This window comes from Nitrospira sp. (assembly GCA_024760545.1).
Classification (GTDB): domain Bacteria; phylum Nitrospirota; class Nitrospiria; order Nitrospirales; family Nitrospiraceae; genus Nitrospira_D.
On record CP060501.1, the window covers coordinates 2,919,388 to 2,944,087 of the forward strand.

Consider the following 24,700-nt stretch of genomic DNA (forward strand, 5'->3'; position numbering starts at 1 on the left):
AGAATCCAGTTCGAACACGCTTATATGCAGCCAACTCTGGCCATCCTACTGGAGAGATCATGAGATCTGACGAGACGGGGCCAGTGAACGCTCTTTCAGGTTACGCGGGGGAGTAGTCCACGACAGTAGAGACTCAGCGAGCATTCAAAGGCACATCATGCGAGTCGCGCTGGTTCTGATCATTCTCCTTCTCAGCGGATGTTCCCAGGCCAGGCCAGACAGGGCTATCTATTCCGAATCCGGACCTGATCAGGCTATCGACCGAGCTGACAGTTATTGGACAGAAGAACGCAAAGCCCTGTATGAGCGGGCCCGTGAGGGAGCACGTCAGGCCCGTGAACGGTACATCGCGACCAACCGTCCGGCGCTTCAGCAACAATTTCGACAGGAAAACCCCGGTCTGACCGATGCGGAAATCAATGCGCTTGTCGATGATGCGCTGGAGAATGGGTTGCGCCAAGCCGTTGGACGCCGAAGATTGGATCCCGCGAGACCGCCCATTGACTGTATGTCTCCACAATTGGGACGTTCCGTCTTCACGAACTGCTATTAGCAAGCGCTGCACTCGCTAAGAAATGGGCTTGGCGTTTCTCTTCCGTGGCCTTCTTCACTAAATCAACCATATCTCGGCCCACCTCCGGTCACTCACTGAGAGCGGGCGTTGCTTCACTTCGCCTTCGTCGGCGCCTGGGGCATGGGTGCCAGCGGCTCAAAGGGTTGTCAATCCGCTCTCTACGCCCATGGCAACGCAAATGATGTGCTGATTAGGAAACATCCGGACCTCCCATCCCCCCCTTTCGGCGTACCTCGTTCGAATCTGGCTCGAATCTTCATTCCTGATACGGTTGACTCAAGCACGACGCACTTACCAAGAGGAGGACCGAGATGACCTGTACACGCTGTCAGGGATTGATGCTGGAAGAGCAGATGATCGATATGGAAGCCGGGTATGGCGAGATGTGGAGTCGCAGCTGGCGCTGCATCAATTGTGGCCACCGGGATGACGCCGTCCTGCAGCAGTCCCGTCAGCTCCACGCCCAGCCGATCTTGGTCAGCGCCCAGGCCGTGATGGTTGAAGAGACCGTGGAGCTGCCGTGGGAATCGGATTTGTCTGAGCCGCTTGCCGCTTAAGATACCGGCTGGCCCAAGAGGGGCTCTGGCATGGAAAAGGGACAAGCTCATGAGACCAGTCACCATCCTAATCATTGAGGATCATGCGTCAGTTCGCACCCTGCTGGCGCTAAACCTTGAAGATGCCGGCTATCAGGTTTGTGAGGCCGCCAATGGCCGGCAGGGACTCGAACGGTTTCGGGCGCAGCCCGTGGATTTGGTCATCACGGATCTGGAGATGCCAGAGATGAACGGCCTGGAGGTCATCCTGGAGTTGACCCGGGCGTTCCTGAATGTGAAGGTCATCGCCATGAGCGGGCGTTCCGCAGAAGAACTCCAGAAGGCAAAGCTCCTCGGGGCTCGGCATACCTTTCCAAAACCGCTGGATCTCGAGGCGTTGCTCTACGCAGTGCAGTATGAACTGCAGCACTAGCCACGACAGCACCGTCACGCCAACCTCTTCAGAATGAGCGTCGATCTTAGGGGGTTGAGTTTACCGTTCGTTTGATGGATAACGAACAACGATCGGGTACCAAGAACGGAAGATATTCCCACGATATGGCTCGATGCAAATGTGAACGTTTTGACCGCTCAGCGTGCTAAGCTCAACAGTATGCGGATTTGTGTGGGCAGATTGACTCAGGTCCTTTTCCTATCGGCTCTGTGCGTGACCGTCGGGTGCACCGCTGTGCCACGAAAATATCTGAAAGAGGTAGATCCGGGTGTCACGTTGTCTTCGCTGGCCGCCACGCCCGAGCGTTATCAAGATCGGCTTGTCGTATTGGGCGCTGTCATCGTGAAAGAGGAAATTCGGGGTGGAAACCTCTGGTTGCACGTAAAGAATCGCCCACTCAATGAGAATTACCGGCCACATCTTCCCCCCAGCCCAAGCGATCACGAAGGCGGGTGGTATTGGATCGTCGTGAAGAACCATCACACGTTGCCCGGTTCCTACCGCCATTGGGCTGATATGACCATCGTCGGTCGTGTCGTCGGTGTTGGTCCGGAAGGACAGCCACTCCTGAAATTGGTATATGCACGCGGGTGGGGCATGTCCGCGGAACATGATGGCGTGTGGGAACACAGTGTGGATGAGAACTATGGACCCACGACTCCACCAGAGCTCATCCGTGAATCGGACCCATTCCAATAACGAACGAAGAGTACCCCCGTCAGTCTCCCCTTCGAGATTCGCTTCGTCTTAGGCCTATGTAGCGCCTTAGGCATACTCGAGACGGACGAGCTCATCGACGTATGTAAGACGACCGGCATCGTCCGGCTAGGGATCCTACCAGCAAGTAACCGCACTTACTCATGACAAAATGACCTCCGTTATGGATCCTACCCGGTAGGTGCCCTCGCTATGGAGGTGAGCCTATGGCCTCTCAATTAAAATCCGTCACCCTCTGTAACCTGTGTGAAAAAGTCTATGATTCGAACCGATCCTTGTGGGTGAAAGTGAATGACTACCGTGCATATCATGGCGAACCAGCCGACAACTATGTCTTCACCGAAGCGATTTGTGACGCGTGCCACACGCTGTACGCAACAATGATCGGAATGCGCAACAAGGCGAACCGAGTCACGGGCTCGACCGTTGATGATGGCTTCATTGCGGCGCTGGCACCTGACAGCACCTCAACAATTGACCATGGTCTCGCTTAGGCAGGTACTTCAACATGGGAGGTCACATGAAAAAGCGGCGTGCTAAACAAGTTGTGAATGCCACGAAACAACTGATGCGACAGGGGAAGAAGACTTTGCGAGGCAAGGCGGGAGCTGCGGCTCGAAAACTCAAGAAGACCGTGGGCGGCGTTGCATCCACAGCGAGCCGGCGACTGAAGAAAGGAGTCAAGAGGACAAAATCCACGGCCGCTAGTCGTCAGGCGGGGAAGCTCGGTCGAGCCGTCGGCGGATTCCTGGGCCAGGCGATCGGCAGTGCCCAGAAACTTGTCACACAAGTCGTGAAGAAGTAGAGCAGAGCGGAGGTGAAGACGCTGTCATGGAAAAGATGATGACTGAAGATCCATCGAACCGGCAATGTTCACTCCTCTGAGCGACTTTTATTATGCCGGGTGTATGATCAAGTTGACTCCGGATCGACTGGCGGATGGGCAATGGGGATGCCGGTATTCAATTGTTGTGGAATCCCTAAAGCCAAAGTCCAATTTGAAAGAGGGGCATGTCGAGGCAGACTTTTCAACTTCTATAGACGCAGAAATAGCGGCATTGAAAGCCGCGAAGTGCATTATTGATTCAGGTATACCGCTGTTCAATTTTAATGTCCTGACAGAAGGAACTACGGCTCAGAGATTTCAGTATCGCGACTACCATTCTGATGGCCGCACGATCAAATTGCTGCCGGTCCAACTAGCGAATGGGAGCTGGCAATGCGAGTATATACTTTTTGAACCTGGCAAACTCCCAACCGGCAAAAGGCGCGGATTGGCTGATGGCACCTTCGCTACAGTCACGGAGGCCACCGCGGCTGCCTTGAAAAAGGCGAAACGTGTCATCAGTTGATTCAGCAATCGATCAGGCTCACAAACTCGGCTTACCTGCTCGTCAACAACCGGGCAGAGTGGAACGTGACGAAGACAGTTCATGGGCCGGGTTCCCTCCCATTAGACACTTGGTAGCCCAATGGCTTAGGGTGATCTGAGAGTCCACACCCCTAAACGAGGAGTAGGCCCATGCCCGGAATGTTTGGCGCTCATCCTCCGCTCATGCTGATCGCCATTGCCATCGTCATGATAGCGATTGTGGTATTCGCGCTGATGACGGCAGGTTACTAGGTTGGGTCAGTCTGATGCTGACGGTGTCAACGACAGCGATGTTGATCGACTTTAGGCTTCTTCCCGGTCTCCGATCTTAACGATGAAGACGGACAGTTTCTTATCGTTGATCGTGTAGATATGCGGTAAGGGCCTGGCCGAATGCGATCAAGGTCACCCTCGCATTCATCTTCTCCACACCATCTCGACGGAGGGCGAGGTCGAGTAGGGTGGTGAGGGAGAATGCAAAGCGCCCCCTAAGGTCCTTCCTAGTAGGGAGATTACGGCTCATTCGCTACCATCGTGTCGATGTGAGACACGATAGGGCGGCGAGGAGTCCATGTGTCGATTTTTGCCAGCGTGGTGTTGTGCGGTGTTCTGATACTCGTGAGTACAGCGTTCGCTGAGGACGAGCAGATCCTGCTACTGTTATCCGCGAAGGGCACCCAAATGTCGGGCCTCTTTACCGCCAAGGATCACTGGGAGGTGCGTTGGAAGGGCGACGAAGGACTCTCTATCATAACGTTCGATCGCGAAGGCAATCGTATTGCCGCGATTGCCTATGCAGAGCACGGCGGAGGCGGGAGCGCTTCTCAAGAACAGGGCGGGACGTACTCGCTCAAGGTTATCAGCGAGGGGGCCTGGACCGTGACGGTCGTGCAGCAACCATGAGCATTTTATTATGGTGATGGCTGCCTCGACGTGCGTCGAGTAACACAGCGAAACGGACCGAAATGCTTTAAGAGCGACAACCTCATATGCTGCACCGGGATCCGAGAATTCAAGAATATCCTACTGTGACTTTCCTCTAGCATAGTGCAAGCCATCACCCTGGTATCCATTGAGATACGACACGTATCCGTCGAGATACCATAAGAGGATTGGTAGAAACCCAGTGGGATGTCACAAATTCACCGCACCAACCCGATTGTCGATTGCATGTAAGGACGATTGCACTGTTGATCAATCAGCAGCGGTACCGCATCTTCTGCTGAACCAGTAACTGCGAACGCAGGGCCTGTTCAACGGCATATCCGGACACGTGGCGCTATGACCATTCTATTGGGGCGGATTGGCATAGCTTCTGCACTTCCGGAGTCCAGGTGAACACGTTCCAGATATTGACCAGCAGGAGGGATTGTGACGAATCCTGGAGGTAGTGAGCCTGGAAACATTGGAATCATACAGCAGTGCCTTGAAAGGTGGTTTCGTGATGTCACGCCGGGCCCGTACACTGAGCGCTTCGTCTATCACGATGGCGCGCAGACTTCAGAACTCGCACTCGACCGTGAATTCGTCAACGATCTCCGTCCGGAGAACCTCAAGGAGTATATGGAGCATACCGTGCTCCCCACGCTCCGTGCGAGTCCTGGAAAGATCATTCGAGCAGGGACCGACGGCCTCAGTGTCCGTGCAAGACAGACGCACTGACCAAGTGCCCGCGACACGGAAGGAGGCTCATGTTCAAGGGATGGGTGGAGACTCGAGAAAACGACAATGCCGGACTATAAGCATCGCAGCATCGAGTTGGTTCCCAGACGTCAAGCTGATGGGGCCTGGCATTGCGAGTATCGCATTATTGAATTCCGACAAACCTGTTGGGGGTATCACAAAGGGTGCCCAGACGGCGGCTTCCCTTCCCGCGAAGAGGCCCTCGCGGCAGCCCTGGAGGAAGCGAAACCTATCGTCGATTCACTCGAGCCCCCTGCACAGGTTCCATGGTCCGAATACGGCTCGGTTCTAGGAACATACGGGGACAGGGTGAAAAGACTGACTTTCGCTTTCGCTCAGTCGTTGGTCTTCTTTGGTACGAGTGTCCCGCGCAGAGTGTTCTTCCTCCCGAATTGGCGAAAATAGTGGACACCATCGCCTGAGTTCTTCACTGCTCAAAAAGGCCTTTATACATTCTAGGATAGAGTCATGGAGTGGCTTCTGTGACCCAGATAATTGCGCAGACACGCATGGTAGCAGCGTTTGGTACCTCATTCGCAAACTCGGCTTCCGTATGGTACACTTCATGCGTCGAGCTGTGATCCTCGCGCTCATTCCTTCCTTGTGTTGTCCTTGTGTGATCGAATAATAGGTGTGTGGTAGGGTGGTCGGGCAAAGGCCTTTGTGTCAATCATCGAGTCCGGCACTGAGCTGGAGGATGGGTGCAAGCTCAGCAGGCCACACCACGACGAACGCATACTTGGTAGAAGCCTCTCTGAGCGTGAAGATCGTAGCCAAGAACTGATTGACCATGTGCACGGTAATTCATTTCGTACGAGAGATAAGTTATGAGTACCTCGTGGTGGACGAAGCCCTCGCACCGACGGAAAGCACGCATTCGTAGAACGAGGATACGCTGGGATCTTCTGGGACTGCCAGATCCGGCCGGAACCTCCTCCGCACCGTCAATTGAGGATGTTCGCCGCCAAATCATCTCCGCCTCAAGCAATGGGCTGAGCCCTGATACACTCGCTCGTGCTCAGGCAAACGACTCTCTCCGTACATCAGTTCCGAAAGCAACTCGGGCATCTCGAAAGCGAGGGACCCGTTCCTAGAACGCCTCGTGCCTTACGACGCTGTATCAGAAGGAGGACATCATCGGAGGACCAGGAAAAACTACCAGCGGCAAACGTGAACGCGAACGAGCACGTCAACAGAAGCAGCGGACGAAGGAAGAGCGGCGCGCGCAACGTCAGGCCAACAAGGTGAACCGGAGCCCGACGGTCGAGGGGGAAGATCCGGATCTCGCTGGTTTGCGCTGGGGTCCTCAATCGCCCGCGTACTGACGCCGGTATACCCGTGAGCACTTCTCTGCGCTTGCTAACTATTCGATCGCGAGTCACCAAGTAATACTCCGGCCTCTCACCAAAGAGGTCACTCGATGCAACGGACATTTCTAAAGTGGCGGGACAGTCTCGTAATGGCTCCTTGACACCTTCCGACGGTTGCCCTAGCCTTACATCGGTAGTTGGCTATACGTCTAGTTTCCGATGACCCTGACAATTCCTCCCAACGACCGTATTTATAAGTTCGCAGCAATCGGTGGACTCATTCTCATTATCTTATCCGTGTATCTTTCCGAGCAAACGGTTTCATAGTCCCTCAGGCTCCTCCCGTGCCGGCCGCCACAGGCTACTTCTCATAAATTCATAGGATTCGGATGTCACTCTGACCAGGCTGTGCCTTTCCCATAATCCAACATCCAATGCCGGCTCGCTGCTCTCCTCCCTATGTGCTTTCCTAGTACGCCAGCCCCGCGAGGTCCACTATGCTTGGTGAAAATCCTTCACAAGGAGAAACGTATGCGACGACGGAACCATCCTCCCTATGTGCTCATGCTTGCGATCAGCGTGGCGGGGTTCTGTTCACTCGCGGAAGGGTCGCTGGGACCATACGAAGCGAAGGGTGCCAAGCTCAATCACAAACAGATGCCTCAGCAAGCGAGCGATGATTCGTCTCGGCTGGACAACCAACAGCAGGGAGCTGGCGACGTATTCGAAAGGGAGAATGCTAAGGCGCTGCGCAAGAGCCCAGTCGTGTCGCCGTCGAGAGAACAGCGCAATCCTGAAGGGAAGGTACGGCTCAGGGTAGGGGGTCAGGCACCAGTCCCACCAGGCCTTCCGGAGTGAGTGGTGATCTAGAGCCTTCTCTGTGACTCACTGGGATTGTTACTAGGTTCACACTAAGCGATCATTGACTAGAATGACGGTCGTACTCTCTACTCCTCAGCATACGGAGGTCTCGATGGCCATTGCACCAGTCAAGCAGCTATTCCCTCAACGACAGCACTGCGACTCACGGCGTTCCACAGGGGCTCAAGGGCTCTACTCTGACAGAACCAACGAGAGAATCAGGATGGCACATCTGTTCATGGGCGTGCTCAAGTGCTTTGTTCCTCGTATCAAAATATGATGGAAGATGTGCCCGGATGAAAGCGGGGCGCAGTTAGATTTCGTCAAGTTGTGATCATCTCCTTACTCTGTTCGGACTCCACCCATGAGGGCCTAGAACATCACCGCGACATTTGTTGATCGGTGATTCCCCAACACATAGCCCCATCGCTTCTCGAGAAGCCACTCCACTACTCTCTCGTTCCATTGAGAATGCCTGTGAACGGGATATTCTTGGTGAATATTTTCTTCTATCCAGATATATATCAGGTGTGAAGACCCTGACGTCGATTGGTCAGAGAACGAGTTCAAGGTGGATCGCACTCTTTCTCTGTGTCTGTGTGCTGGCGCAGGTGGTCGGCATGCCGATGACGCTCCTGAGTCTGTTGACGACCTCCGATGTGCTCGCGGAATCAGGTTCCGAAGATCCCTCGATGCTTCCCCAAGTGCCTGAGCTCCGTCCCTTCAGCGCCCTACACCTCCGTGTCGACGGACATACGATTCCCCATCTGCCGGTGTTGGCCGCGTCCGTCTTCCATCCGCCCTTGACCTAATCTCACTCCGCACAAGACGTGTATCGGCGACCGGGCTCCTGGCCGTGACGATCCCGCCATGTTCGATGCGCTCAGTGTCGAGATGAAGGGGCTTGTGAGCGGCGATCAACAGGCCGTCACTCGGGCAACGGTCGGGGCTTCAAATTATCAAGTGAGGTGCATTATGCAGCGAGGGCTCCGTCTTTTTCGTGAGGAACCCGTGAGTCTCGTACTGGTTGAACTCCGCACCCCGGGTATGGACAGATTGGATCTGATTCGAATGCTCCACCACACCCATCTGAGGGCGAAGATTATCGCCATGGCCGGAGGTATCGGGGACTGAGAGCATCTCGCGGTGTATCAGGGCGTTCATACGACGCTCCAGAAACCATTCAGTCGGCAGGAACTCTTGGAGGTCGTGCGTGCGCAACCGGCGTCGTCCCGTCCTGTCGGTGTGAGAGACAACCACGTTGAGGAGAAACGATACGAATGAGATGCTTGTTGGCACTGCTCGTGATTCTGACTTCCCCTGTTTTTGCGGTGGCAGGTGAACCGGACACACTGCTCAGCCTCGTGGCGGACTACGCCGACCATAAGCAACGGGTTCAAGACTTTCGAGCGACGAGGGGAAAGGGTTCTTCACGCGACACTGGACAGCTGATTGAACTCAAGAGGGAACTGCTCGTGGCCATCAAGGCCGTCGATGAGTATCGGGCGCGACTCCTTCGAAGTCGAGAGGAGGCCGTCGCACACGATGTGCCGCTTGCACTCAAATATGCCTACCTCGCGATGTTTCATGTCATCTCGATGGAGTTAGATCACACGCTGTATCGGTCAGATTTGGCTCTCACGCTGTCAGAGAAGTATGTCGACATCTGGCTAGCGGTTGATCCGTCGATTCCCGTGATGGCTGTTCCCTAGCAAAATCGCGTGCCGAAATGCTCTGCACTCCTACTGCAACACTGACAAGTATGTATGGATGCCCACAGATCACCTTATCGGACCAAGTGCCCACTAGAAGTTCAGTCGCGGGACAGCTGGTGCTCCCGCGGTGCCCGGATGTAACATGTTGTGATTGGATCCGCGCCGAACAAAAGGAGGGATACCATGTATCGATTGATGAGCGTTGTGATGTGTGGTTCGCTGCTGCTCGCCGGCTTGGTGTTCGCCGCGGAGGAACAAATCATCCAGGAACTCACTGCAAACGGATCGCGGACGACGCGGCCGTTCACCGTGAAAGACGGTTGGGAGGTGCGGTGGACAGCCACGAATGATTTCTCGCTCTTTCTTCTCGATGCTCAGGGACAACAGCTGGAGGCGCTGGGGAATTCGACCGGCGATGCTGCCGGCGCCACGTATCACGCGAAAGGCGGGACCTACTCTCTCAAAATCTCGAGCAATGCGCACTGGACGGTTACGGTGGTGCAGCTTCCCTAGCTCACACGGTTTGTTCAGGTTCCCATAACATATGGATTGTATGCGGAGTCACTCGATAGTGTGAATGGCCATTCACAGAGACCCGATCCCTGGTGGGGGAGCCGAGGGGAAGGCGAGCCGATGCTGAAGGAATTGCATCGTGAGCCGTCACTGAGATAGCTGCCTCTTGTCGGGTCGTGCAAGCGGATCATCCAAACATGATCGCGCCACCCGCACGATTTCGTAACGATGGGTGCCGGCAACGGTAGAGCAAACCGTTGCCGGCCGCGCGAATCACTTTGATGATCCTGTCGGGCACGCGGGGCCGTTCTGTCTGCCGCTTTTGGTTGGCGGAGAATCGTGCCAGGCAAGGGCGGCTTGATGATGCGTGGGGCTCCCCTTGTTCGCCAGCGACTTTGAGTCGCCCAGGATCGCGGCAGGGGAGACGCCTCTTGACTTGCCATCCTTCATAAGATACACGATAACTCGTCGTAGCAAGTCGCATCGTCGGCAGCCTGTCAGGGTGCTCCCTACTGATATTTCTCTTCAGAGAACCTCTGGGCGAGAGCCCTCCACCGAGAAAAACGAACGACGTGCTACGGAACATCAGCGGCGCCACAGACTTCATCGATCATCCACAGGTTACGGTGTGCCTCATTCTTTTACTCTGTGTCTGTGTGCTCGCGCAGATGCTCGGTGCCCCGGTGACTCTGCTCAGTCTGTTGACGAACTCGGACATGCTTGCCGGATCGGTTTCTGAAGATTTCTCGGTACTCCCTCCGGTACCTGAACTCCGCCCCTTCAGTGCCCTGTGTCTCCGTGTCGATGGGCATCCAATTCCCCATCTGCCTGTATTGGCCACCTCGGTCTTCCATCCGCCCCTGACGTAATCTCACGCCAGCCTCCATGTGAGCATCGGCCATCGGGCCTTTGGCCAGAGATGTTACCGCCATGTCCGGTGTTCTCGTGTGCGCGAGATTGAGGGATTCGCGAGCGGCGATTGATCTGCCGCTGTAGCCGAGGCGTTGACCGGTCGGCCTCGAGACCGTGAAAAGGGGTCTATCATGCAGAGAGTGCTCGTGATTGAAGACGAACCAGAAGTACGGCGACATGTTCAACAGGCCTTGGAAATTGAGGGCTATTCTGTCCTGACAGCCGCCGATGGGCACGAAGGGCTCCGCCTCTTACGCGAAGAGCCTGTCGATCTCGTGCTCGTCGATCTCCTGATGCCCGGGATGGACGGTTTGGAACTGATCAGGCAACTCCGCCGTACCTGCCTCACTGCCAAGATTATCGCCATGTCCGGCGGAATCGGGGACTGGAACTATCTCCAAGTCGCCGCGTATCTGGGAGCCCATATGACGCTGCAAAAGCCATTCAGTCGGCAGATGTTGCTGGATGTCGTGCGGGCACAGCTGTCGCCGGATTCAGGGTGCAAGGGCGGCCGCAGCTAGGGAGCGACCTCGCGAGTTGCAACATTCAAACTCTCTAAGTGATATCTCGGGTGTCTTCGACAGTGAGCCGCTCCATGAGGCGAGAATAACCAGCGGATGGATATCGAGGGTTTGCAAAAGAACCGGCTGGGAGCGAGTATGTGGAAAGCGTCTAGCGAGGCGGACCTCACTCGAGGCTCCGCGCATCCATCCACTGTCGACCGGAAGGAGTAGATATGAAATGTCCCGAATGTTTGACGGAAAACGATGTCTCCGCCACGAAATGTTCGGTGTGCGCGCATCCATTTGCCCCACAGCCGGTTCGGCCTGTGGTGTACACCAGTTTCTACGGGGGGTATTTTGCCTTTCGCGAATTGGTGACACCACATCTCATTAAGGTGGTGTATATCGTGGGAGCCTGCTTCATCACTGCGGCAGGGGTCATATCGATCCTGTCACCCGAAACGTTGAGCGGGGGGTATGAGGCGGACCCGATCCTCACCCGCTTTGGAGGGATCATGGTTTTACTGGTTGGAAATCTGGTGTGGCGGATGATGTGCGAAGGCGCCATCCTGCTCTTTAGCCTCCATGAGATCCTTGTCAGCCTCGACACTCGGGCCAGGGTCATGATGGCTCGGCTTCAGCAGACCTCGAGCGTGTGACGCATGACCTGACGGACATCCTCTTTACCCTCTTCATCGTGTTTGTGGCTGCGCAGGTCGGTGCGGAAGTCGTCGGGCGGCTCACGCTCCCTGCTGTGGTCGGCGAGATTGCGGCCAAGGATCGGCCTGGCCGCGATCATTGAGGCGTTTCTGGCCGGGATGGTGGTCGCCGAAAGCCAACAGCGTCATACGCTGGAGCACCAACTGTCACCTAATGATGGCGTTCCTGGTGCCATTTTTCTTTGTGGTGACCGGCGCGCAGGTCGATGCGTAGGTCAACAGCCTTTTAACCGGCGGACCATCTCGGAGTAGAAGATGTCGGCCAGCCGCTCCAAATTCACGCAATCCGCTTCATTATAGCCGAGCAGCCGCTCTCTGGCGGCCTCATCATGGGAGTGCCGCCATCGATTCCACAGCAGGACCGCATCATGACCATCCAAGCCGTGCAGATCTGCCGCGCGAGCAATGTCCAGTTGCGCCTCAATCGCCTTCAGTCCCCCTCGGTATCCAAGCTGCCGGCCAACAAAGCAAAGGTCAATATGAGGTTGGTTCAGGGGAAGGCCGGGATAGTGCGTGAGCAGCATCGGCACATCAAACGTCGTCCCGCAAAAGGTTACCAGTAGATCGTATTGCGACAATTCTTCCCCAAGTTGCCGCTGGTCCAGCGACTCACCTCGAACGAATGAGGTGAAGCGACCATGGGCGTATAACCCCACGACGGTGATTTGTCCGAACGAATCCGTTTCGATATCCAGATACACGGCGCGGTCACGAAGCCATTCATAGAGCCGCCACTGCTCCCGCTGAGGCAAGATCACGCCGAAGTAGCGCGCATCGTCTTGAGAATAATGAGCATGCGCTTCGGCGACACCTTCGTCATACAACGCCTTCCGGCCTGCGCTGATGCCTCGAATGGAGGAGGCCGCGAGAAAATGCGACCAGGTGTCGATCCCTTCCAGCCACAGCCGCCGTTCGCTCGTGCGCCCTATTCCCGGAAGCAAACAAAAGGTGGATGTAATCATGTGAGTCTGTACGAGGCTCGTCCGTACATATCCAGATCGTTAACGCACAATCCCGTCCGGCCAATTGTCTCCCGGCACATATGCCGATTTCAACGTCCATATGTATAAATCGGACGATGAACCAGACTCTTCAACGGTCGACTTCCTCCGATTCGGTCTGGTGCGGTTTTAGTGTTTGTTATAGTGAATCGAAAGGAGTCGAGCACGGACATCTCCATGCTCTCGTGTGCCGGAGTGACAAACATCCTGGTACAATCATCGAGGAGTGTTCAAACCGAGAGCACGTATGCTGCTTGCGTGGGACGGGCTGTCACCACCGGAGAGGAAGGTTGCCATGTCACGACTTATAAGCAGAACGCTAAGCGGTTTCATATTACTGGCCACGACAATGGCCAGCCTACCCAATTCCGCACTGGCAGCTCCGCCCGTGCAAGGAGAAGTGGTATCGATTTCAGCCGGTGTTCCGGGAACGATGGTCGTTCGAGACGATAAAGGGCAGCTTCATATTCTGAACCTCACGCAACAAACGCAACTCGGTGCCCAGTTTAAACCGGGAGACAAAGTGCTTGCCTTCATGAGCCCATATGGCGTGAGCGCGGTTCAGCTCCAGGTGGGAGTTCGCTAGGTAGTTCCTATGACCCGCAAAGAAGCGATCAGCACATAAGAGACCTCCGCGAATTTGAACTCTATTATCAAAGTCTATTGCGGGATTCTCGTGGGATCTCCTAAGGGTCCAGAACTGACGTGTGCTAAGTCACTCATCTGGGAAGAGTCGTGCCCGTCCATGGTCCGTCCGTAGCCGGCCGACCAGGCGTGGTTTACGACCAGCGCCCAAGTCTATCTGCGCGACAAGCTAGGATCGTACACGAGGCATAGCGGTTCTGCCCTGACTCGGAGCGAATTATTTTGTACGTATGCGCTATTCGTGTCGGAATGCAGCGAGGAGCCCCGCCGCGCCGAGAAGCCCGCCTAGGATGATTAGGAACGAGGAAGTGTCAGGCAGATTTGCTTCCTGGGGAGGTGGCCAGTCGATAAAAAGGCCAAGCGCGATGAGAACGGCACCGAGAGCCTGCAAGACCTTCCATCGAATCGAAATCCGCTGAAACGTCTGCTGTGATCCTTCTTCAGACTTCCTATCCATAGCCAGTCTCACGAGCGGTTCAGCATAGCATGGGCTATGGACCGGTGTGTGAGCGATGTTATATCCAGAGGGTTCCGCAGGGGCGGTTTCCGCATCTGTTCCCCGATAGGCAATTACCTTGTGGCGTTCGGTTTCCCCGAGACCTCTGACAAGAGACCTATGTTTTAGAATGCGCTAGGTGTTACAACACTTGACGAGATGTTCATGGAATGGCTGAAGAAGAGCTGGAATTGGTTCTGGCGGCAAAGTGTGCTCAACAAGGTCGTCATCCTCGGCCTCTTCGCCGCATTTGTGCCGTTTGTGCTCCCCACGGTCGTAGCCTGGTTCAGACCGACGATGATTCACGTCGGCGTGTCCTTCTACACGTATGAACGAGGATCCCAACCGCAGGGGATGAATACGCTCTATTTCTTCGAGAGGCGCAACCTTGTGTCCAACTGCAGCATCCGCCGTGACGAGCAGCCTGTTCCGAACGGTCGCGCCAAGGCGCCCGATCCGCAGGCCTGGGTCTTGATCAAGCTGTTGCTCGAAAATGTGGCCGATCGTGACATCACGAATCTCCGGGTCGGTCTGAGGTCTCCCGCCATCAATCAGGGGACGCAGGTTTTGACTGCTCCAAGTTTGGTGGCCTCGGGCAACCGGGAAGCGCCGCCGGACGTGAAGCCCTTGTATGTCCTTTCGATCGCAGCTATTCCGGCAGCGAGCTCGGTGGTTGTCAGCTTGAAGACTCCCCTCGATGACAACTTGCGTGAGTTTATCTATGTCAAACGCCGCCCGGTGACCATTCAGGCTCCCTATGTATCAGCGGATCAATTCAGGCAGTATCCTCCGATCGTCTCGCGCACAAATGCGGTCAAAATGTTGAATCGCGAGGGAGTGTTGCGAACCAGTGACGATGCCTTTACCGATGAAAAGCTCCAGGTGACGATGTTGTCTTCGGATGAGCCGGCCATGAAGGACGGAGGTGTATCGTATCAAGTCCTTCCACGGGCAAAGGCCTGTTCAGAAGCAGAAGCGGGCGTGTGGTGACCTTCAACTCCGGAGAACCGGCGTCAACTGTGCGAATCGACTTGTCAATCACGGTCAGGGCGAGGGGATCTTTGCAGTAAGCAGACTCCTCGCCGCCGACTGTCCAGCCAGCCATCCTGTCGTCCACGCCCATTGAAAATTGAACCCGCCGATGCGGCCGTCGCAATCGAGGATCTCCCCGGCAAGGTAGAGTCCAGAAACCAGCTTCGATTCCATGCTCCGATAGTCGATTTCATCCAATGGCACCCCGCCGGCCGTGACTTCAGCAAAGTTCCATCCTCGGTCTCGCTCAATCGGAAATCGAAACCGGGTCAGGGCATTCAGTAATCGATGCCGATCGACGCGTGAGACCTGAGCCGCAGCTTTCAGCGGGTCGCAAGAGCAGTGGTGGCAGAGTGAATAGGCGAATCGCTCCGGAACCAGCAACGCCATGGTTCGGACCAAGGAACGCTTTGGATGGTCCGTTGCCTGAGCGGCCAACCAAGCCTTCAACTCCTCAGCTGTGCGACTCGGCGCGAAGTTGGCATAGAGATCTACGGGCATGCCTTGAGATGTCGCCAGCACCCAGAAGCGGCTGGCGTCCATCACCACGGGCCCGCTGATCCCGAAATGAGTCCAGAGTAGGCTCCCTATGCGCCGATCCACTTCTCGACCATTCACCAGAGTGATCAACTCCACGTCATGCGACAAGCCTGAGAGCGCCGCATGAAACATGGAATGATCCAGGACCAGAGGGACTAAGGCCGCGACTGTCGGCGTCACCCGATGGCCGAGGGATCGAACCAGCCGATACCCGAATCCATCGCTTCCCGTTCTCGGCAAGGACTGGCCGCCGGTGGCGAAGATGACCCGCTCCGCGCGTATTGAACCACGGCTATGATCCACTAGAAATTCTGAGTTTGCCCAAGATATGTCACTCACACGATGGTCCGGACATATTGTGACACCGGTGTGGCGGGAACGCTCGAGCAATGCATGGAGTACGGTGCGCGCCTTGTCGGTCGTGGGAAACAACTTGCCCGTCGGTTCACGTTTCAATGCAACACCCAGCGACGCAAACCAGGCGATGGTTCGTTCAACGGAGAAGCTCGCAAGAATATTTCTGATCACGTGACGATTGCCGAAAAAATCCCTTGGCGTCACGACATCATGCGTGACGTTGCAGCGTCCGCCGCCTGATATCAGAATCTTGGCGCCTATTTGTTTGGCGCCATCCAGCAGGAGAACCTGTCCTGAATGCCCTGCCTTTGTCAGGGTTTCCGCCGCAGCGATAGCAGCGGTCAGCCCGGCTGCGCCGGCTCCCACCACGGCAATGCTCACGACGTCATCGGTCATCGCATCCTTCGTGCTCAGAGAATTCCCATCGCAGATGTTCTTCTACTTCTCCCATCCCATGCGCGCTTCTGTCTCCCGGGTACTATCTAGCAGGGTTATTCAAGCCGAACTAGTGGATTGCCTAGTAGGCGATTGGGGGAATGGGTCCCTAAAGTGAACAGTTGCGTATCGCAAAGCATTCTGTGACTCAAACGCTTACACATGATCATAGGTCGAATCCCGCGTGCCTACGCGCTGAGTCTTGTCGGAAGCTCTTACCACGATTCGAGGTATAGTTGGTGTCGATCTCTATCGGATTTCCAACCGTCAGGCTTCAACTTCTTTTGATCCTCGCATTCGCCTTGGAGGGATTCGATCGACCCTTCGAGCAATTCGTTCATGCCGCTGAGCCCAATACCACTGTGTCCGATTCCCATGGAAGTGGAAATCAAGACAGCGGGACTATGCCCAGCGGAATCAACCTTACGCTCCTCGGCGATCGACGCAAAGAAGCACAAACGGAACTGAACGCCATACGGGCATCTCTTTCATCCAAGAGGGCTGTCGGCGCTCTTCAAGAGGAGCAGCTGGAACGGCAGGCGCTACTGGAGCAAATCGTGCGCGGCTATGACGAGCAAGTGAGTGATCTTCAGCGGCTTACTGAAGCGCGTCAGCGCCGTACCGATACCCTCCGCAGCGCCGATGAATGGAAAGGCCTTCCAGAACCGCCGCCTTATTCGGTTTTCCTTGCAGATCAGTCGTGGGACGCCGTGTATTCCCTCGAATTAGCTGTAGAGGGTTTGCAGTCTCAACGGGAGTTGCTCACATTGCGATTTGAACAGGCGCGCGAAGCGCTGGCAACGGCTGAGGAGCGGCTGCGGCAGGCGTCGGAACGATTGGAAGCAGCGAAAGATCCTGCACAGGTAGATCGGGAACGCCGCCTTCACGGGCTAGCCGTTCTACACGCTCAGGCTGCTTCCGTTCTCCTTGAAGTGGCGCAGCTCTCAAGGAAGCGGGTTGAAGAAGAGCTGGATGGCACGAAAGCGCGGCTCGCGTTCGAACAGCGGCGGCTTGACGCAGTCTCCGCTCATGTCGTGTTCAGCGAAGCAGATCTTGCCCAGATCAGAAGTCGCTCGGATAAAGAACGTCTGCGATTGGAAGAAAAGCTGGAAGAGACATTCAATGAGCGTCAGCGGCAGTCTCAGGCCGTGCAGGATGCCGAGCGTCGACTGGATCTTCTTCGCCGGAAACAAGCAGGAAAGGCTTCAACGGAGGAGACGCCGGCGCTGTCTCGTGCAAAGGCGGGGGTCGAGCTCGCTCAGGCCCGAATGGACAATCTCCTGACAGAGGCTGACCTCTTGCAGCAATCGATGAACGTCGTGGCCGGAGAGCGCCAGCTGTGGGAGAGCCGTTTCGTCATCGCCCATACGTCCGAGCCAGGGAAAGCACGGGAAGCCTACACACGGGTCATGCCGCTCTTCGACAATTTTCACGCTTCCCGGAATTATTTACGCCAGCAGGGTGGGATTGTATCCGGACAGATCAGCGAGCTGGAGAATCGGGTGCGCCATTCGCCGGCGCCGCAACGTGCGACACTGCAAGACCTGCTGCGCGCATTCCACGAGCGGCAGGAAGCCTATACGCGCGCCTTGCACCGAATGGATGAAGCGGCGAGGTTCATGGAACGGTGGCGAACTGAATTCAAGCAGCAACAGAGGGAATTACCGCTGTTCGACCGCCTTGAAGAATGGCTCGCCCGCAGCGGAAGCGTGATGAAGGACGCATGGACGTACGAGCTTTTCTCAGCGGAGGATACGATTGACGTCGACGGCAAGACGATGACCGGCTACCGCAGTGTGACAGTCGGGAAAGGGCTGACGGCGCTGGCAATCTTTTTGATCGGCTATGTTGTCTGCGTCTATGTGGCACAGGCCATCGGTCGATTGGCCGCGACGAAATTCGGCATGGCGCAGGATGTCGCCAATCTCATGCGCCAATGGAGCCAGGCATTGCTCGTTACGTTTTTGATTGTGTTGAGCTTCACATGGGTCAAGATTCCATTGACGATCTTCGCATTTCTAGGGGGTGCTTTTGCCATCGGCGTGGGATTCGGAGCACAGACGCTCCTCAAAAACGTCATCAGCGGCATTCTGGTTTTAATCGAACGGCCGTTGCGAGTGGGCGATCTCATTGAAGTCGATAACATTCGAGGTCGAGTGACGTCGATCGGCCTTCGTTCGTCCACTGTCAGAGACGTCAAAGGAACGGAGACGTTGATTCCGAACAGCAGTTTCCTCGAGAAGTATCTCACCAATTGGAATTATTCCAGTCGGGTGGGCCGATTTTCCCTTCGCCTCGGTGTCCCATACGGCATTGCCGCTCAGCAGGTGTCGGATCTGCTCTCCGCCCTTGCTTTGCAGCACCCCCAAGTCATGAAACAGCCTCCACCGCAAGTGCTTCTGGATGAGTTTGGGTCGCAAGCCCGCGTCTTTACAATGAATTACTGGCTCGAAATTGCCCCCGAGATAGATCCGAATGGGATTGCCAGCGAGTTACGCTTTGCAATCGAGCAAAAATTTTCGGAAGGCGGGCTGAAAGTCTTGCCGGCAGCCTAATTGAATATCAATAAGAGGGGACACGAATGACCTGTCGAAAATGCAAAGGATTCATGGTTCAAGAGCGACCATCGGGATCGTCCAATACAATCATCCTGCGGTGTCTCAATTGCGGATTGCTCCTCGACCCATTGATTGAGAAACATTGCGGCAATCATGCCCTGAGTAAAAACAGACTGGAGGAAGAGCGCCGATATTAGCGTATTCTAACTAGCTGTTAACACAACGTTAATCTTTGGATGCTACAACACCCTCGAGATTCATAACGGCAAGGAGGGATGCCAATGACGTGTCAAAAATGCAAAGGCCTGATGATCCAAGAGCGGCAACCGGCGGTGTCGTCGAGCACGATCATTCTGCGTTGTCTTAATTGCGGTCTGATCATCGACCCATTGATTGAACAGAATCGCAGCAACCACGTGCGAGCGAAGGCAGCCTAGAAAAAGCTCCTCTTTGGCACGATGCACACAGCTGCATGCATCCGCTTGGTTGGAGTGGGCGTCGCGTACGCAGTCAGACCGAAAATTCTGCCCACACAAAGGTATGGTCTGAAGACTCTTTCGCTCGCCGCGGCTCGACGTCCACATCCGCCTTGACGCACTTTTCCGCGAGTGGTGCCGTCGCCATGATATGATCGATGCGCCATCCCTTGTTGGCTGCCAGCGAACTCGGCGCACGGTAGTCCCAAAACGTATATTGTTGACGAGTCGGGTGGAGCTTCACAAAGACATCCTGGAATCCCCATGCCACCGTTTGTTCATAGGCTTTGCGGGCGGCCTCATGGTAGCAGACATGTTTCAGATGCTTCTCCGGACTGTGAACGTCCATAGGCCGTGGAGCCACATTCATATCCCCACACCAAATAGCCGGAGCCTGCGGCGACAGATGTTTGTCGAAGTAGTTCCGTAGTCGTTCGTACCAGGCTAATTTGTAGGCATACTTCGGCGAATCGATTTCGAACCCTTGCGGCACGTAGGTGTTGACGATGGGAATTCCATCGACGATGACGCTCAGCAAGCGAGCCTCATCCAAGTCTCCTCCATCGTCGAATCCATACGAGACAGCGTCCGGTTTTTTTCTGCTCAGGACCGCCACACCGTTATACGCCTTCATCCCCCGAAAGATCGTCTCATATCCGCTGGGCGCCAAGGCGAGCAATGGAAACTCGCTGTCCTGGACTTTGGTTTCTTGAAGGCATAGGACATCCGGTTTATGCCGATCGAGCCACTCAAGCACGATCGGCAAACGTTTGCGCAATGAATTGACGTTGAATGTCGCGATTTTCATCTCACGCGTGCTCCAAAGTGAAGCAACGCATCCTAGCAAAAGCCCTGGGAGGCAACAAGCGTGCGGAAAGAGGCGCTTCGAGATTCATGGCGGGTGGTTTTGGGTCAGCCTGCGATCATGCGGAGCCCCGGCACCTTGAGCTCATGAACGGCGTCCCGAATGACCTGGATGACTTCGGGCCTCGTGAAGCCGCGTCGCCATGCAAGTCCGATTCGACGACCGGGGACTGGGTCAGCCAGCTTGATTGCCAGCAAGCGTTTGTTCTCGTACTTTGGTGTCAAGGCGCTGCAGGGCAGTACGGTGATGCCCAGCCCTGAGGCTACCATCTGCCGGATGGTTTCGAGAGAATTCCCCTGCCACCCCTCGGTATCGGATCGACTGAGTTCCGGACATGCCTCGAGAACTTGTTGCCGGAAACAATGTCCTGCATGAGGAAGGAGGACCTTCTCGGAACTCAGCTGGCGGGAATCAAGGAGTTTCTTCTTCTGCCACGGGTGTCCGACTGGAACCAACACCTTGAACGGTTCATCGTACAAGGCGGTCGTGAGAATCGCCGGCTCGTCAAAAGGCAAGGCGATCATAATCACATCCAGCCTTCCACTTTTCAGCATGCCGGCCAAGTTCTGTGTAAGGTTTTCTTCCAGTTCCAGCGGCATTTTCGGGGCGCGAGCGTTCAGCAACGGAACCAGATCCGGAAGAATATAAGGCCCGACGGTCGCAATGACGCCGAACCGCAACAGCCCATTCAATTGATCTTTGCCTTGCGCCGCCAGAATGTTGATTCGCTCCACTTCTTCCAGGACTCGCTGAGCCTGATGGACGATTTGCTCTCCGAGCGATGTCAGTTGAATGCGGTCCCGGCGCCGCTCGAAAATCGTCGTGCCTAACTCTTCCTCCAGCTTCTTGATCGCGAGGCTCAGAGCCGGTTGAGTCACGGACACACGCTCGGCGGCACGCCCGAAATGGCGCTCCTGAGCCACGGCAACGATGTACTGTAATTCCGTCAGGGTCATCTCAGCCCATTCTATATAAATTAATTTAATCTTCCATTTATAGAATATCAATTGGACTTATGGCCAAGGGTCGGATACGTTGTACCCAGGCAAGCAAGAATGAACCTGCTTCCGGTTTCAAACCAGGGAGGGCGTCCTGCAAAAGAATGGGTTGTGATGATCGTCGGATTCATGGCTGTCACGGCCTGAGTGACAGTTTCGCAACCGGCCCGCGCTCAGCTGCGCATTGAGTCGATGGCACGAGTCATGATATGACAACCTCCCAATGATCGGCCGGCACCCACCGAATTTGGCCAGGCCGGGGGGAAGGACACCATGAAGAAATCAGAAAACGTCGCCAAGAGAATTGCCGGGAATGGCCCCCAGATCGATCTCGGGATCGAACCGACACAGCGGAAAGCCATCGCTCAAGGGCTGGCGAAAGTGCTGGCGGATACCTATACGCTGTACCTCAAAACGCATAACTTTCATTGGAATGTGACGGGCCCGATGTTCCAGACGCTGCATCTGATGTTCGAACAACAGTACAACGAACTGGCGCTGGCAGTGGATCTGGTTGCTGAGCGCATCAGGGCGCTCGGACATCCGGCTCCGGGAAGCTACGCGCAATTCTCGAAGCTGTCCTCCATCTCCGAAGCGACCGCTGTTCCCAAGGCTGAAGACATGATTCGTCAGCTGGTCGAAGGGCAGGAAGCGTTGGTGCGAACGTTGCGGAACGTCTTTGTCACGGCTGAAAAGGCATCGGATCAGGTGACGATTGATCTGCTGACTCAGCGCATGCAGGTGCATGAGAAAACGGCTTGGATGCTCCGAAGCCTGCTGGAGTGACCTGAGGGCGATCGCGGTCCCCACATACGGGCGATCCGCTTGAGAAGGATCCAGAGGTGGTGAACGATGAAGCGGCGAGTTCACAGAGATAGTCAAGAATCACATGATATGACATGTAGAAGGGAGGAGATAAAGATGAAGAGGCGGAAGCTGACGAATTCGATAGCTGTGCGTGCGTGTATGGTGTTGGGACTGCTGTTGGGATTCTCTTTCGGCGAAGCACAAGCCGAGGAGTACACGCTCAAGATTCCTTACGGTCTCGAAGAGACTGCTGTGGTTATTCCGACGGAGAATCCTTTGACGAAAGAGAAGGTCGAGCTAGGCCGGTTGCTGTTTTTTGACAAACGGTTGTCGCAGGACAACACCATCGCCTGTGCGAATTGTCATATGGCGAAATTCGCGTTCACGGATGGCAAGCGCGTCTCTACCGGCATCCGAGGCCAGAAGGGTGGTCGTAGTGCACCAGCGTCCTTCAACCGGGTGTTCAGCAGCGCACAATTTTGGGACGGCCGGGCCGCGACATTGGAAGCTCAATCGGTCGGTCCGTTTACGAATCCGATCGAGCACGGCTTTGCCAACTACGATGTGATGAACGCGAAGATGATGAAAATCCCAGGCTATCGGAAACTCTTCAAGCAAGTCTTCGGCGATGACACCATCACGACGGAGAGAGTGGGCATGGCCATTGCCAGTTTCCAGCGTACCGTACTGTCCGGGAATAGTCCGGCGGACCGGTTCGATCAGGGAGGAGAAACAGGGGCCATCCCAGAAGCCGCTCAGAGAGGCCTCATCCTGTTCCGTGAAAAGGCACGTTGTACAAAGTGCCACTCCGGGTTCAATTTCACCGACGAAAAATTTCACAACCTCGGCATCGGATGGGACGACAATACAGTAGATCTTGGCCGTTACATGGTCACTCAGAATCCTGAGGAACTCGGCGCATTTAAAACCCCGACCTTGCGTGAGATCGCTCGAAGCGCTCCGTACATGCACGACGGCCGCTTCAAGACGCTTAAAGAAGTCGTCGATTTCTACAACAAGGGTGGTGTCAAGAATCCCCATCAGGACAACCTCATCATTCCGCTAGAGCTGACAGATCAAGAAAAGCATGATCTGCTGGAGTTTCTCCAGACGCTCAACGGCGAAGGCTGGCAACACGTCTCTGCGCCGAAATCATTTCCGAAGTGATCGGACATTCGTAGCGGGCGAGTCATAGAGAGGGACTTCCATCGACGATCGGTCGAGGAAGTCCCTCTTTCATTTCTCAGCCAGGCAAAGATGGCGTGAAGGATTGAGAGAGGTACCGATGTAGAATCGCTTGTTCGATACGCGATCGTCCTCGATCCGGAGCCGGGAATCGAAGCACGAGATGGATCTTGCCGAATTCCGGCAATTGAATCGTGATGCGTGGTTCAGGCGAGGGGGCTTCCAACAGATTGGTCTGTTCCAGCAATTTCATCTGCCGCACCGCTTCATCCATGAACGGTGCGCATTCGTGTTTGGCCGCTTCCAGCAGGGTTCGTTCCGCCCGTTGCCAGTCGCCGTCGCTCTTGATCGGAACCGTCAGCGTATAGAGGCCATACTCCTGTTGTGGGTTCTCTTTGATCAAGGGATTGGTAAACAGCAGGCTGTTGGGGAAAACGGTCACGCGACCGGTATACAAATGAGCCGATTGCCCGGGGCCGATCTCCAATAACTTCGTCGCGAATACGTCGTGGTCGAGGACCACTCCGCGGTGACCGGCGATTTGGATCCGATCACCGACACCATAGACCTTACCGCCGACTCGAAGCGCCGCCCCGCTCCAGCAGAGGATCAACTCCTTCGTCGCCAACACTAACGCGGCCGCCAAGGCGATGATGGAGACGGCGAACGCTTGGAGTTCGTGCGCCCAGATAATCACCAGGCCGATGAGAAATGCGAACACGACCGAATTTCGGGTCGTCACGACCCAGCGCCGCTTGGACTCCATGGTGAGCGTCGGGTTGTTGGCGATCCATCGTACGGCCAACGTTCTGACGATGACCAGGAACAGCAAGAGGATCAGCGACTTCAATCCATCCAGCGCAAACGAGCTGTCGATCGAAATCCACTCGCTTTGGGTCACAGTCGTCCTTTACTTCGTGGTCAGCGTTTCGCGGGTACCCGGCACACATTCCTCGCGCTTCCATTGCTTGAGGACCTTCTCTTCGGAAAACGTCAACATGTACCGATAGCAATACAGTGTCGGTTTGGCGGTGTCTGCTCCTCCTTTGCCCATCATGCTCGTGACCGAATTGGAAGCATCCGCGATAAACGTGGGATTCCAGGTGGTGAGTTCCTGCTCGCTGAGCGCGAACCGATAGGTCCAGAGGCTATCTCCGCCGAGGGCTGGGGTCTTGGCTGTGTGTGGGGGGCCTAGTCGGTCACGCACGTCCTCCTGTGTCAGCCGTCCGACCCCTTTTTTGAGATAGGTGTCTCGCCACGGGCCTCCACATCCAGAGAGGCCGATCACCAGGACGACAAGCAGGACACGCGCTATAGTGGAGAGCCCGTTATTGATCGCGGACGAAATCGAAGCCGACATTCTGATGCCTACGCTACACCGGACGACTTGTAAGTGCAACTCCATGAGACCTTATGCGCAATCATCCTCCTTACGT

At 55.5% G+C, this 24,700-nt stretch carries 31 protein-coding genes; 24 read left to right on the forward strand and 7 right to left on the reverse strand.

Going from position 1 to position 24,700, the window contains the following annotated elements; translation table 11 throughout:
• Nucleotides 1–157: 157 nt before the first annotated feature.
• The 18 genes from H8K03_13730 (at nucleotide 158) to H8K03_13815 (ending at nucleotide 11,952) form a co-directional block, all read left to right on the forward strand.
• The gene (locus H8K03_13730) at nucleotides 158–553 is read left to right on the forward strand and encodes a hypothetical protein (GenBank protein UVT18869.1); all 396 of its coding nucleotides are present in this window, start codon (nucleotides 158–160) and stop codon (nucleotides 551–553) included.
• A 332-nt stretch (nucleotides 554–885) separates the two neighbouring features.
• Nucleotides 886–1,131: a hypothetical protein gene (locus H8K03_13735; GenBank protein ID UVT18870.1), complete on the forward strand. Its 246-nt coding sequence runs from the start codon at nucleotides 886–888 to the stop codon at nucleotides 1,129–1,131.
• A 49-nt stretch (nucleotides 1,132–1,180) separates the two neighbouring features.
• Complete coding sequence (locus H8K03_13740) at nucleotides 1,181–1,543, forward strand: response regulator (GenBank protein UVT18871.1); 363 nt, start codon at nucleotides 1,181–1,183, stop codon at nucleotides 1,541–1,543.
• A gap of 192 nt (nucleotides 1,544–1,735) precedes the next feature.
• On the forward strand, nucleotides 1,736–2,263 hold the full coding sequence (locus tag H8K03_13745) for a Slp family lipoprotein (GenBank protein UVT18872.1): 528 nt from the start codon (nucleotides 1,736–1,738) through the stop codon (nucleotides 2,261–2,263).
• A gap of 224 nt (nucleotides 2,264–2,487) precedes the next feature.
• Nucleotides 2,488–2,775 carry a hypothetical protein gene (locus H8K03_13750; GenBank protein UVT18873.1) on the forward strand — a complete coding sequence of 96 codons (288 nt, stop codon included), beginning with the start codon at nucleotides 2,488–2,490 and terminating at the stop codon, nucleotides 2,773–2,775.
• A gap of 26 nt (nucleotides 2,776–2,801) precedes the next feature.
• Nucleotides 2,802–3,086 carry a hypothetical protein gene (locus tag H8K03_13755; protein ID UVT18874.1) on the forward strand — a complete coding sequence of 95 codons (285 nt, stop codon included), beginning with the start codon at nucleotides 2,802–2,804 and terminating at the stop codon, nucleotides 3,084–3,086.
• 64 nt (nucleotides 3,087–3,150) lie between these two features.
• The gene (locus H8K03_13760; GenBank protein ID UVT18875.1) at nucleotides 3,151–3,633 is read left to right on the forward strand and encodes a hypothetical protein; all 483 of its coding nucleotides are present in this window, start codon (nucleotides 3,151–3,153) and stop codon (nucleotides 3,631–3,633) included.
• Nucleotides 3,634–4,226: 593 nt separating this feature from the next.
• Nucleotides 4,227–4,556: a hypothetical protein gene (locus H8K03_13765; GenBank protein UVT18876.1), complete on the forward strand. Its 330-nt coding sequence runs from the start codon at nucleotides 4,227–4,229 to the stop codon at nucleotides 4,554–4,556.
• A gap of 468 nt (nucleotides 4,557–5,024) precedes the next feature.
• The gene (locus tag H8K03_13770) at nucleotides 5,025–5,315 is read left to right on the forward strand and encodes a hypothetical protein (protein UVT18877.1); all 291 of its coding nucleotides are present in this window, start codon (nucleotides 5,025–5,027) and stop codon (nucleotides 5,313–5,315) included.
• A gap of 1,862 nt (nucleotides 5,316–7,177) precedes the next feature.
• The gene (locus H8K03_13775) at nucleotides 7,178–7,504 is read left to right on the forward strand and encodes a hypothetical protein (GenBank protein UVT18878.1); all 327 of its coding nucleotides are present in this window, start codon (nucleotides 7,178–7,180) and stop codon (nucleotides 7,502–7,504) included.
• A gap of 623 nt (nucleotides 7,505–8,127) precedes the next feature.
• Nucleotides 8,128–8,319: a hypothetical protein gene (locus tag H8K03_13780; GenBank protein ID UVT18879.1), complete on the forward strand. Its 192-nt coding sequence runs from the start codon at nucleotides 8,128–8,130 to the stop codon at nucleotides 8,317–8,319.
• A 58-nt stretch (nucleotides 8,320–8,377) separates the two neighbouring features.
• The gene (locus H8K03_13785; GenBank protein ID UVT18880.1) at nucleotides 8,378–8,641 is read left to right on the forward strand and encodes a hypothetical protein; all 264 of its coding nucleotides are present in this window, start codon (nucleotides 8,378–8,380) and stop codon (nucleotides 8,639–8,641) included.
• 146 nt (nucleotides 8,642–8,787) lie between these two features.
• Nucleotides 8,788–9,219 (forward strand): hypothetical protein, encoded by a 432-nt coding sequence (locus H8K03_13790; GenBank protein ID UVT18881.1) that lies wholly within the window; start codon nucleotides 8,788–8,790, stop codon nucleotides 9,217–9,219.
• 186 nt (nucleotides 9,220–9,405) lie between these two features.
• Complete coding sequence (locus H8K03_13795) at nucleotides 9,406–9,735, forward strand: hypothetical protein (GenBank protein UVT18882.1); 330 nt, start codon at nucleotides 9,406–9,408, stop codon at nucleotides 9,733–9,735.
• Nucleotides 9,736–10,307: 572 nt separating this feature from the next.
• The gene (locus H8K03_13800; GenBank protein UVT18883.1) at nucleotides 10,308–10,604 is read left to right on the forward strand and encodes a hypothetical protein; all 297 of its coding nucleotides are present in this window, start codon (nucleotides 10,308–10,310) and stop codon (nucleotides 10,602–10,604) included.
• A 174-nt stretch (nucleotides 10,605–10,778) separates the two neighbouring features.
• The gene (locus tag H8K03_13805) at nucleotides 10,779–11,168 is read left to right on the forward strand and encodes a response regulator (GenBank protein ID UVT18884.1); all 390 of its coding nucleotides are present in this window, start codon (nucleotides 10,779–10,781) and stop codon (nucleotides 11,166–11,168) included.
• A 215-nt stretch (nucleotides 11,169–11,383) separates the two neighbouring features.
• Complete coding sequence (locus H8K03_13810; GenBank protein UVT18885.1) at nucleotides 11,384–11,809, forward strand: DUF4282 domain-containing protein; 426 nt, start codon at nucleotides 11,384–11,386, stop codon at nucleotides 11,807–11,809.
• Nucleotides 11,806–11,952, forward strand: coding sequence for a hypothetical protein (locus H8K03_13815; protein ID UVT22571.1), 147 nt, complete (start codon nucleotides 11,806–11,808; stop codon nucleotides 11,950–11,952). The genes H8K03_13810 and H8K03_13815 overlap by 4 nt, the downstream gene beginning before the upstream one ends.
• A 132-nt stretch (nucleotides 11,953–12,084) precedes the next feature.
• Here H8K03_13815 and H8K03_13820 read toward each other — a convergent pair whose 3' ends face one another.
• A complete protein-coding gene (locus H8K03_13820; protein ID UVT18886.1) occupies nucleotides 12,085–12,831 on the reverse strand; it encodes a ribonuclease H-like domain-containing protein in 747 nt (248 codons plus the stop codon).
• A gap of 334 nt (nucleotides 12,832–13,165) precedes the next feature.
• On the opposite strand from H8K03_13820, the gene H8K03_13825 reads away from it, so the two are divergent.
• The gene (locus tag H8K03_13825; GenBank protein ID UVT18887.1) at nucleotides 13,166–13,456 is read left to right on the forward strand and encodes a hypothetical protein; all 291 of its coding nucleotides are present in this window, start codon (nucleotides 13,166–13,168) and stop codon (nucleotides 13,454–13,456) included.
• A gap of 294 nt (nucleotides 13,457–13,750) precedes the next feature.
• On the opposite strand, the gene H8K03_13830 is transcribed toward H8K03_13825, so the two are convergent.
• Complete coding sequence (locus H8K03_13830; protein UVT18888.1) at nucleotides 13,751–13,972, reverse strand: hypothetical protein; 222 nt, start codon at nucleotides 13,970–13,972, stop codon at nucleotides 13,751–13,753.
• Nucleotides 13,973–14,176: 204 nt separating this feature from the next.
• On the opposite strand from H8K03_13830, the gene H8K03_13835 reads away from it, so the two are divergent.
• Nucleotides 14,177–15,001, forward strand: a complete 825-nt coding sequence (locus tag H8K03_13835; GenBank protein ID UVT18889.1) for a hypothetical protein — start codon at nucleotides 14,177–14,179, stop codon at nucleotides 14,999–15,001.
• A gap of 54 nt (nucleotides 15,002–15,055) precedes the next feature.
• Here H8K03_13835 and H8K03_13840 read toward each other — a convergent pair whose 3' ends face one another.
• Entirely contained in the window at nucleotides 15,056–16,336 is a 1,281-nt protein-coding gene (locus H8K03_13840) for an NAD(P)/FAD-dependent oxidoreductase (GenBank protein ID UVT18890.1), read from the reverse strand.
• A gap of 278 nt (nucleotides 16,337–16,614) precedes the next feature.
• Between H8K03_13840 and H8K03_13845 the strand changes: the two genes are divergently transcribed.
• Both H8K03_13845 and H8K03_13850 read left to right on the forward strand, forming a co-directional pair.
• Nucleotides 16,615–18,930 carry a mechanosensitive ion channel gene (locus H8K03_13845; GenBank protein ID UVT18891.1) on the forward strand — a complete coding sequence of 772 codons (2,316 nt, stop codon included), beginning with the start codon at nucleotides 16,615–16,617 and terminating at the stop codon, nucleotides 18,928–18,930.
• A gap of 284 nt (nucleotides 18,931–19,214) precedes the next feature.
• Complete coding sequence (locus H8K03_13850) at nucleotides 19,215–19,370, forward strand: hypothetical protein (protein UVT18892.1); 156 nt, start codon at nucleotides 19,215–19,217, stop codon at nucleotides 19,368–19,370.
• A gap of 73 nt (nucleotides 19,371–19,443) precedes the next feature.
• Here H8K03_13850 and xth read toward each other — a convergent pair whose 3' ends face one another.
• On the reverse strand, nucleotides 19,444–20,217 hold the full coding sequence (gene xth / locus H8K03_13855) for an exodeoxyribonuclease III (protein ID UVT18893.1): 774 nt from the start codon (nucleotides 20,215–20,217) through the stop codon (nucleotides 19,444–19,446).
• A 104-nt stretch (nucleotides 20,218–20,321) separates the two neighbouring features.
• Nucleotides 20,322–21,230, reverse strand: coding sequence for a LysR family transcriptional regulator (locus tag H8K03_13860; GenBank protein ID UVT18894.1), 909 nt, complete (start codon nucleotides 21,228–21,230; stop codon nucleotides 20,322–20,324).
• 315 nt (nucleotides 21,231–21,545) lie between these two features.
• Between H8K03_13860 and H8K03_13865 the strand changes: the two genes are divergently transcribed.
• Together H8K03_13865 and H8K03_13870 are read left to right on the forward strand one after the other, a co-directional pair.
• Nucleotides 21,546–22,058: a DNA starvation/stationary phase protection protein gene (locus tag H8K03_13865; GenBank protein UVT18895.1), complete on the forward strand. Its 513-nt coding sequence runs from the start codon at nucleotides 21,546–21,548 to the stop codon at nucleotides 22,056–22,058.
• A gap of 135 nt (nucleotides 22,059–22,193) precedes the next feature.
• Nucleotides 22,194–23,246 (forward strand): c-type cytochrome, encoded by a 1,053-nt coding sequence (locus tag H8K03_13870; protein ID UVT18896.1) that lies wholly within the window; start codon nucleotides 22,194–22,196, stop codon nucleotides 23,244–23,246.
• A gap of 76 nt (nucleotides 23,247–23,322) precedes the next feature.
• Here H8K03_13870 and H8K03_13875 read toward each other — a convergent pair whose 3' ends face one another.
• Together H8K03_13875 and H8K03_13880 are read right to left on the reverse strand one after the other, a co-directional pair.
• On the reverse strand, nucleotides 23,323–24,165 hold the full coding sequence (locus tag H8K03_13875; protein ID UVT18897.1) for a mechanosensitive ion channel family protein: 843 nt from the start codon (nucleotides 24,163–24,165) through the stop codon (nucleotides 23,323–23,325).
• Between the two features lie 9 nt (nucleotides 24,166–24,174).
• Nucleotides 24,175–24,624, reverse strand: a complete 450-nt coding sequence (locus H8K03_13880) for a hypothetical protein (protein UVT18898.1) — start codon at nucleotides 24,622–24,624, stop codon at nucleotides 24,175–24,177.
• Nucleotides 24,625–24,700: the final 76 nt, after the last annotated feature.

Bases quoted from the DNA above. Each gene is read 5' to 3' on its own strand.
- H8K03_13805 (UVT18884.1), top strand. From the start codon at position 10,779: ATGCAGAGAGTGCTCGTGATTGAAGACGAACCAGAAGTACGGCGACAT.
- H8K03_13860 (UVT18894.1), bottom strand. From the start codon at position 21,230: ATGACCCTGACGGAATTACAGTACATCGTTGCCGTGGCTCAGGAGCGC.
- H8K03_13880 (UVT18898.1), bottom strand. From the start codon at position 24,624: ATGTCGGCTTCGATTTCGTCCGCGATCAATAACGGGCTCTCCACTATA.
- H8K03_13825 (UVT18887.1), top strand. From the start codon at position 13,166: ATGTCACGACTTATAAGCAGAACGCTAAGCGGTTTCATATTACTGGCC.
- H8K03_13785 (UVT18880.1), top strand. From the start codon at position 8,378: ATGTTCGATGCGCTCAGTGTCGAGATGAAGGGGCTTGTGAGCGGCGAT.
- H8K03_13850 (UVT18892.1), top strand. From the start codon at position 19,215: ATGACGTGTCAAAAATGCAAAGGCCTGATGATCCAAGAGCGGCAACCG.
- H8K03_13760 (UVT18875.1), top strand. From the start codon at position 3,151: ATGTTCACTCCTCTGAGCGACTTTTATTATGCCGGGTGTATGATCAAG.
- H8K03_13790 (UVT18881.1), top strand. From the start codon at position 8,788: ATGAGATGCTTGTTGGCACTGCTCGTGATTCTGACTTCCCCTGTTTTT.
- H8K03_13830 (UVT18888.1), bottom strand. From the start codon at position 13,972: ATGGATAGGAAGTCTGAAGAAGGATCACAGCAGACGTTTCAGCGGATT.
- H8K03_13740 (UVT18871.1), top strand. From the start codon at position 1,181: ATGAGACCAGTCACCATCCTAATCATTGAGGATCATGCGTCAGTTCGC.
- xth (UVT18893.1), bottom strand. From the start codon at position 20,217: ATGAAAATCGCGACATTCAACGTCAATTCATTGCGCAAACGTTTGCCG.
- H8K03_13775 (UVT18878.1), top strand. From the start codon at position 7,178: ATGCGACGACGGAACCATCCTCCCTATGTGCTCATGCTTGCGATCAGC.
- H8K03_13735 (UVT18870.1), top strand. From the start codon at position 886: ATGACCTGTACACGCTGTCAGGGATTGATGCTGGAAGAGCAGATGATC.
- H8K03_13870 (UVT18896.1), top strand. From the start codon at position 22,194: ATGAAGAGGCGGAAGCTGACGAATTCGATAGCTGTGCGTGCGTGTATG.
- H8K03_13810 (UVT18885.1), top strand. From the start codon at position 11,384: ATGAAATGTCCCGAATGTTTGACGGAAAACGATGTCTCCGCCACGAAA.
- H8K03_13840 (UVT18890.1), bottom strand. From the start codon at position 16,336: ATGACCGATGACGTCGTGAGCATTGCCGTGGTGGGAGCCGGCGCAGCC.
- H8K03_13730 (UVT18869.1), top strand. From the start codon at position 158: ATGCGAGTCGCGCTGGTTCTGATCATTCTCCTTCTCAGCGGATGTTCC.
- H8K03_13750 (UVT18873.1), top strand. From the start codon at position 2,488: ATGGCCTCTCAATTAAAATCCGTCACCCTCTGTAACCTGTGTGAAAAA.
- H8K03_13795 (UVT18882.1), top strand. From the start codon at position 9,406: ATGTATCGATTGATGAGCGTTGTGATGTGTGGTTCGCTGCTGCTCGCC.
- H8K03_13865 (UVT18895.1), top strand. From the start codon at position 21,546: ATGAAGAAATCAGAAAACGTCGCCAAGAGAATTGCCGGGAATGGCCCC.
- H8K03_13755 (UVT18874.1), top strand. From the start codon at position 2,802: ATGAAAAAGCGGCGTGCTAAACAAGTTGTGAATGCCACGAAACAACTG.
- H8K03_13820 (UVT18886.1), bottom strand. From the start codon at position 12,831: ATGATTACATCCACCTTTTGTTTGCTTCCGGGAATAGGGCGCACGAGC.
- H8K03_13835 (UVT18889.1), top strand. From the start codon at position 14,177: ATGGAATGGCTGAAGAAGAGCTGGAATTGGTTCTGGCGGCAAAGTGTG.
- H8K03_13780 (UVT18879.1), top strand. From the start codon at position 8,128: ATGCCGATGACGCTCCTGAGTCTGTTGACGACCTCCGATGTGCTCGCG.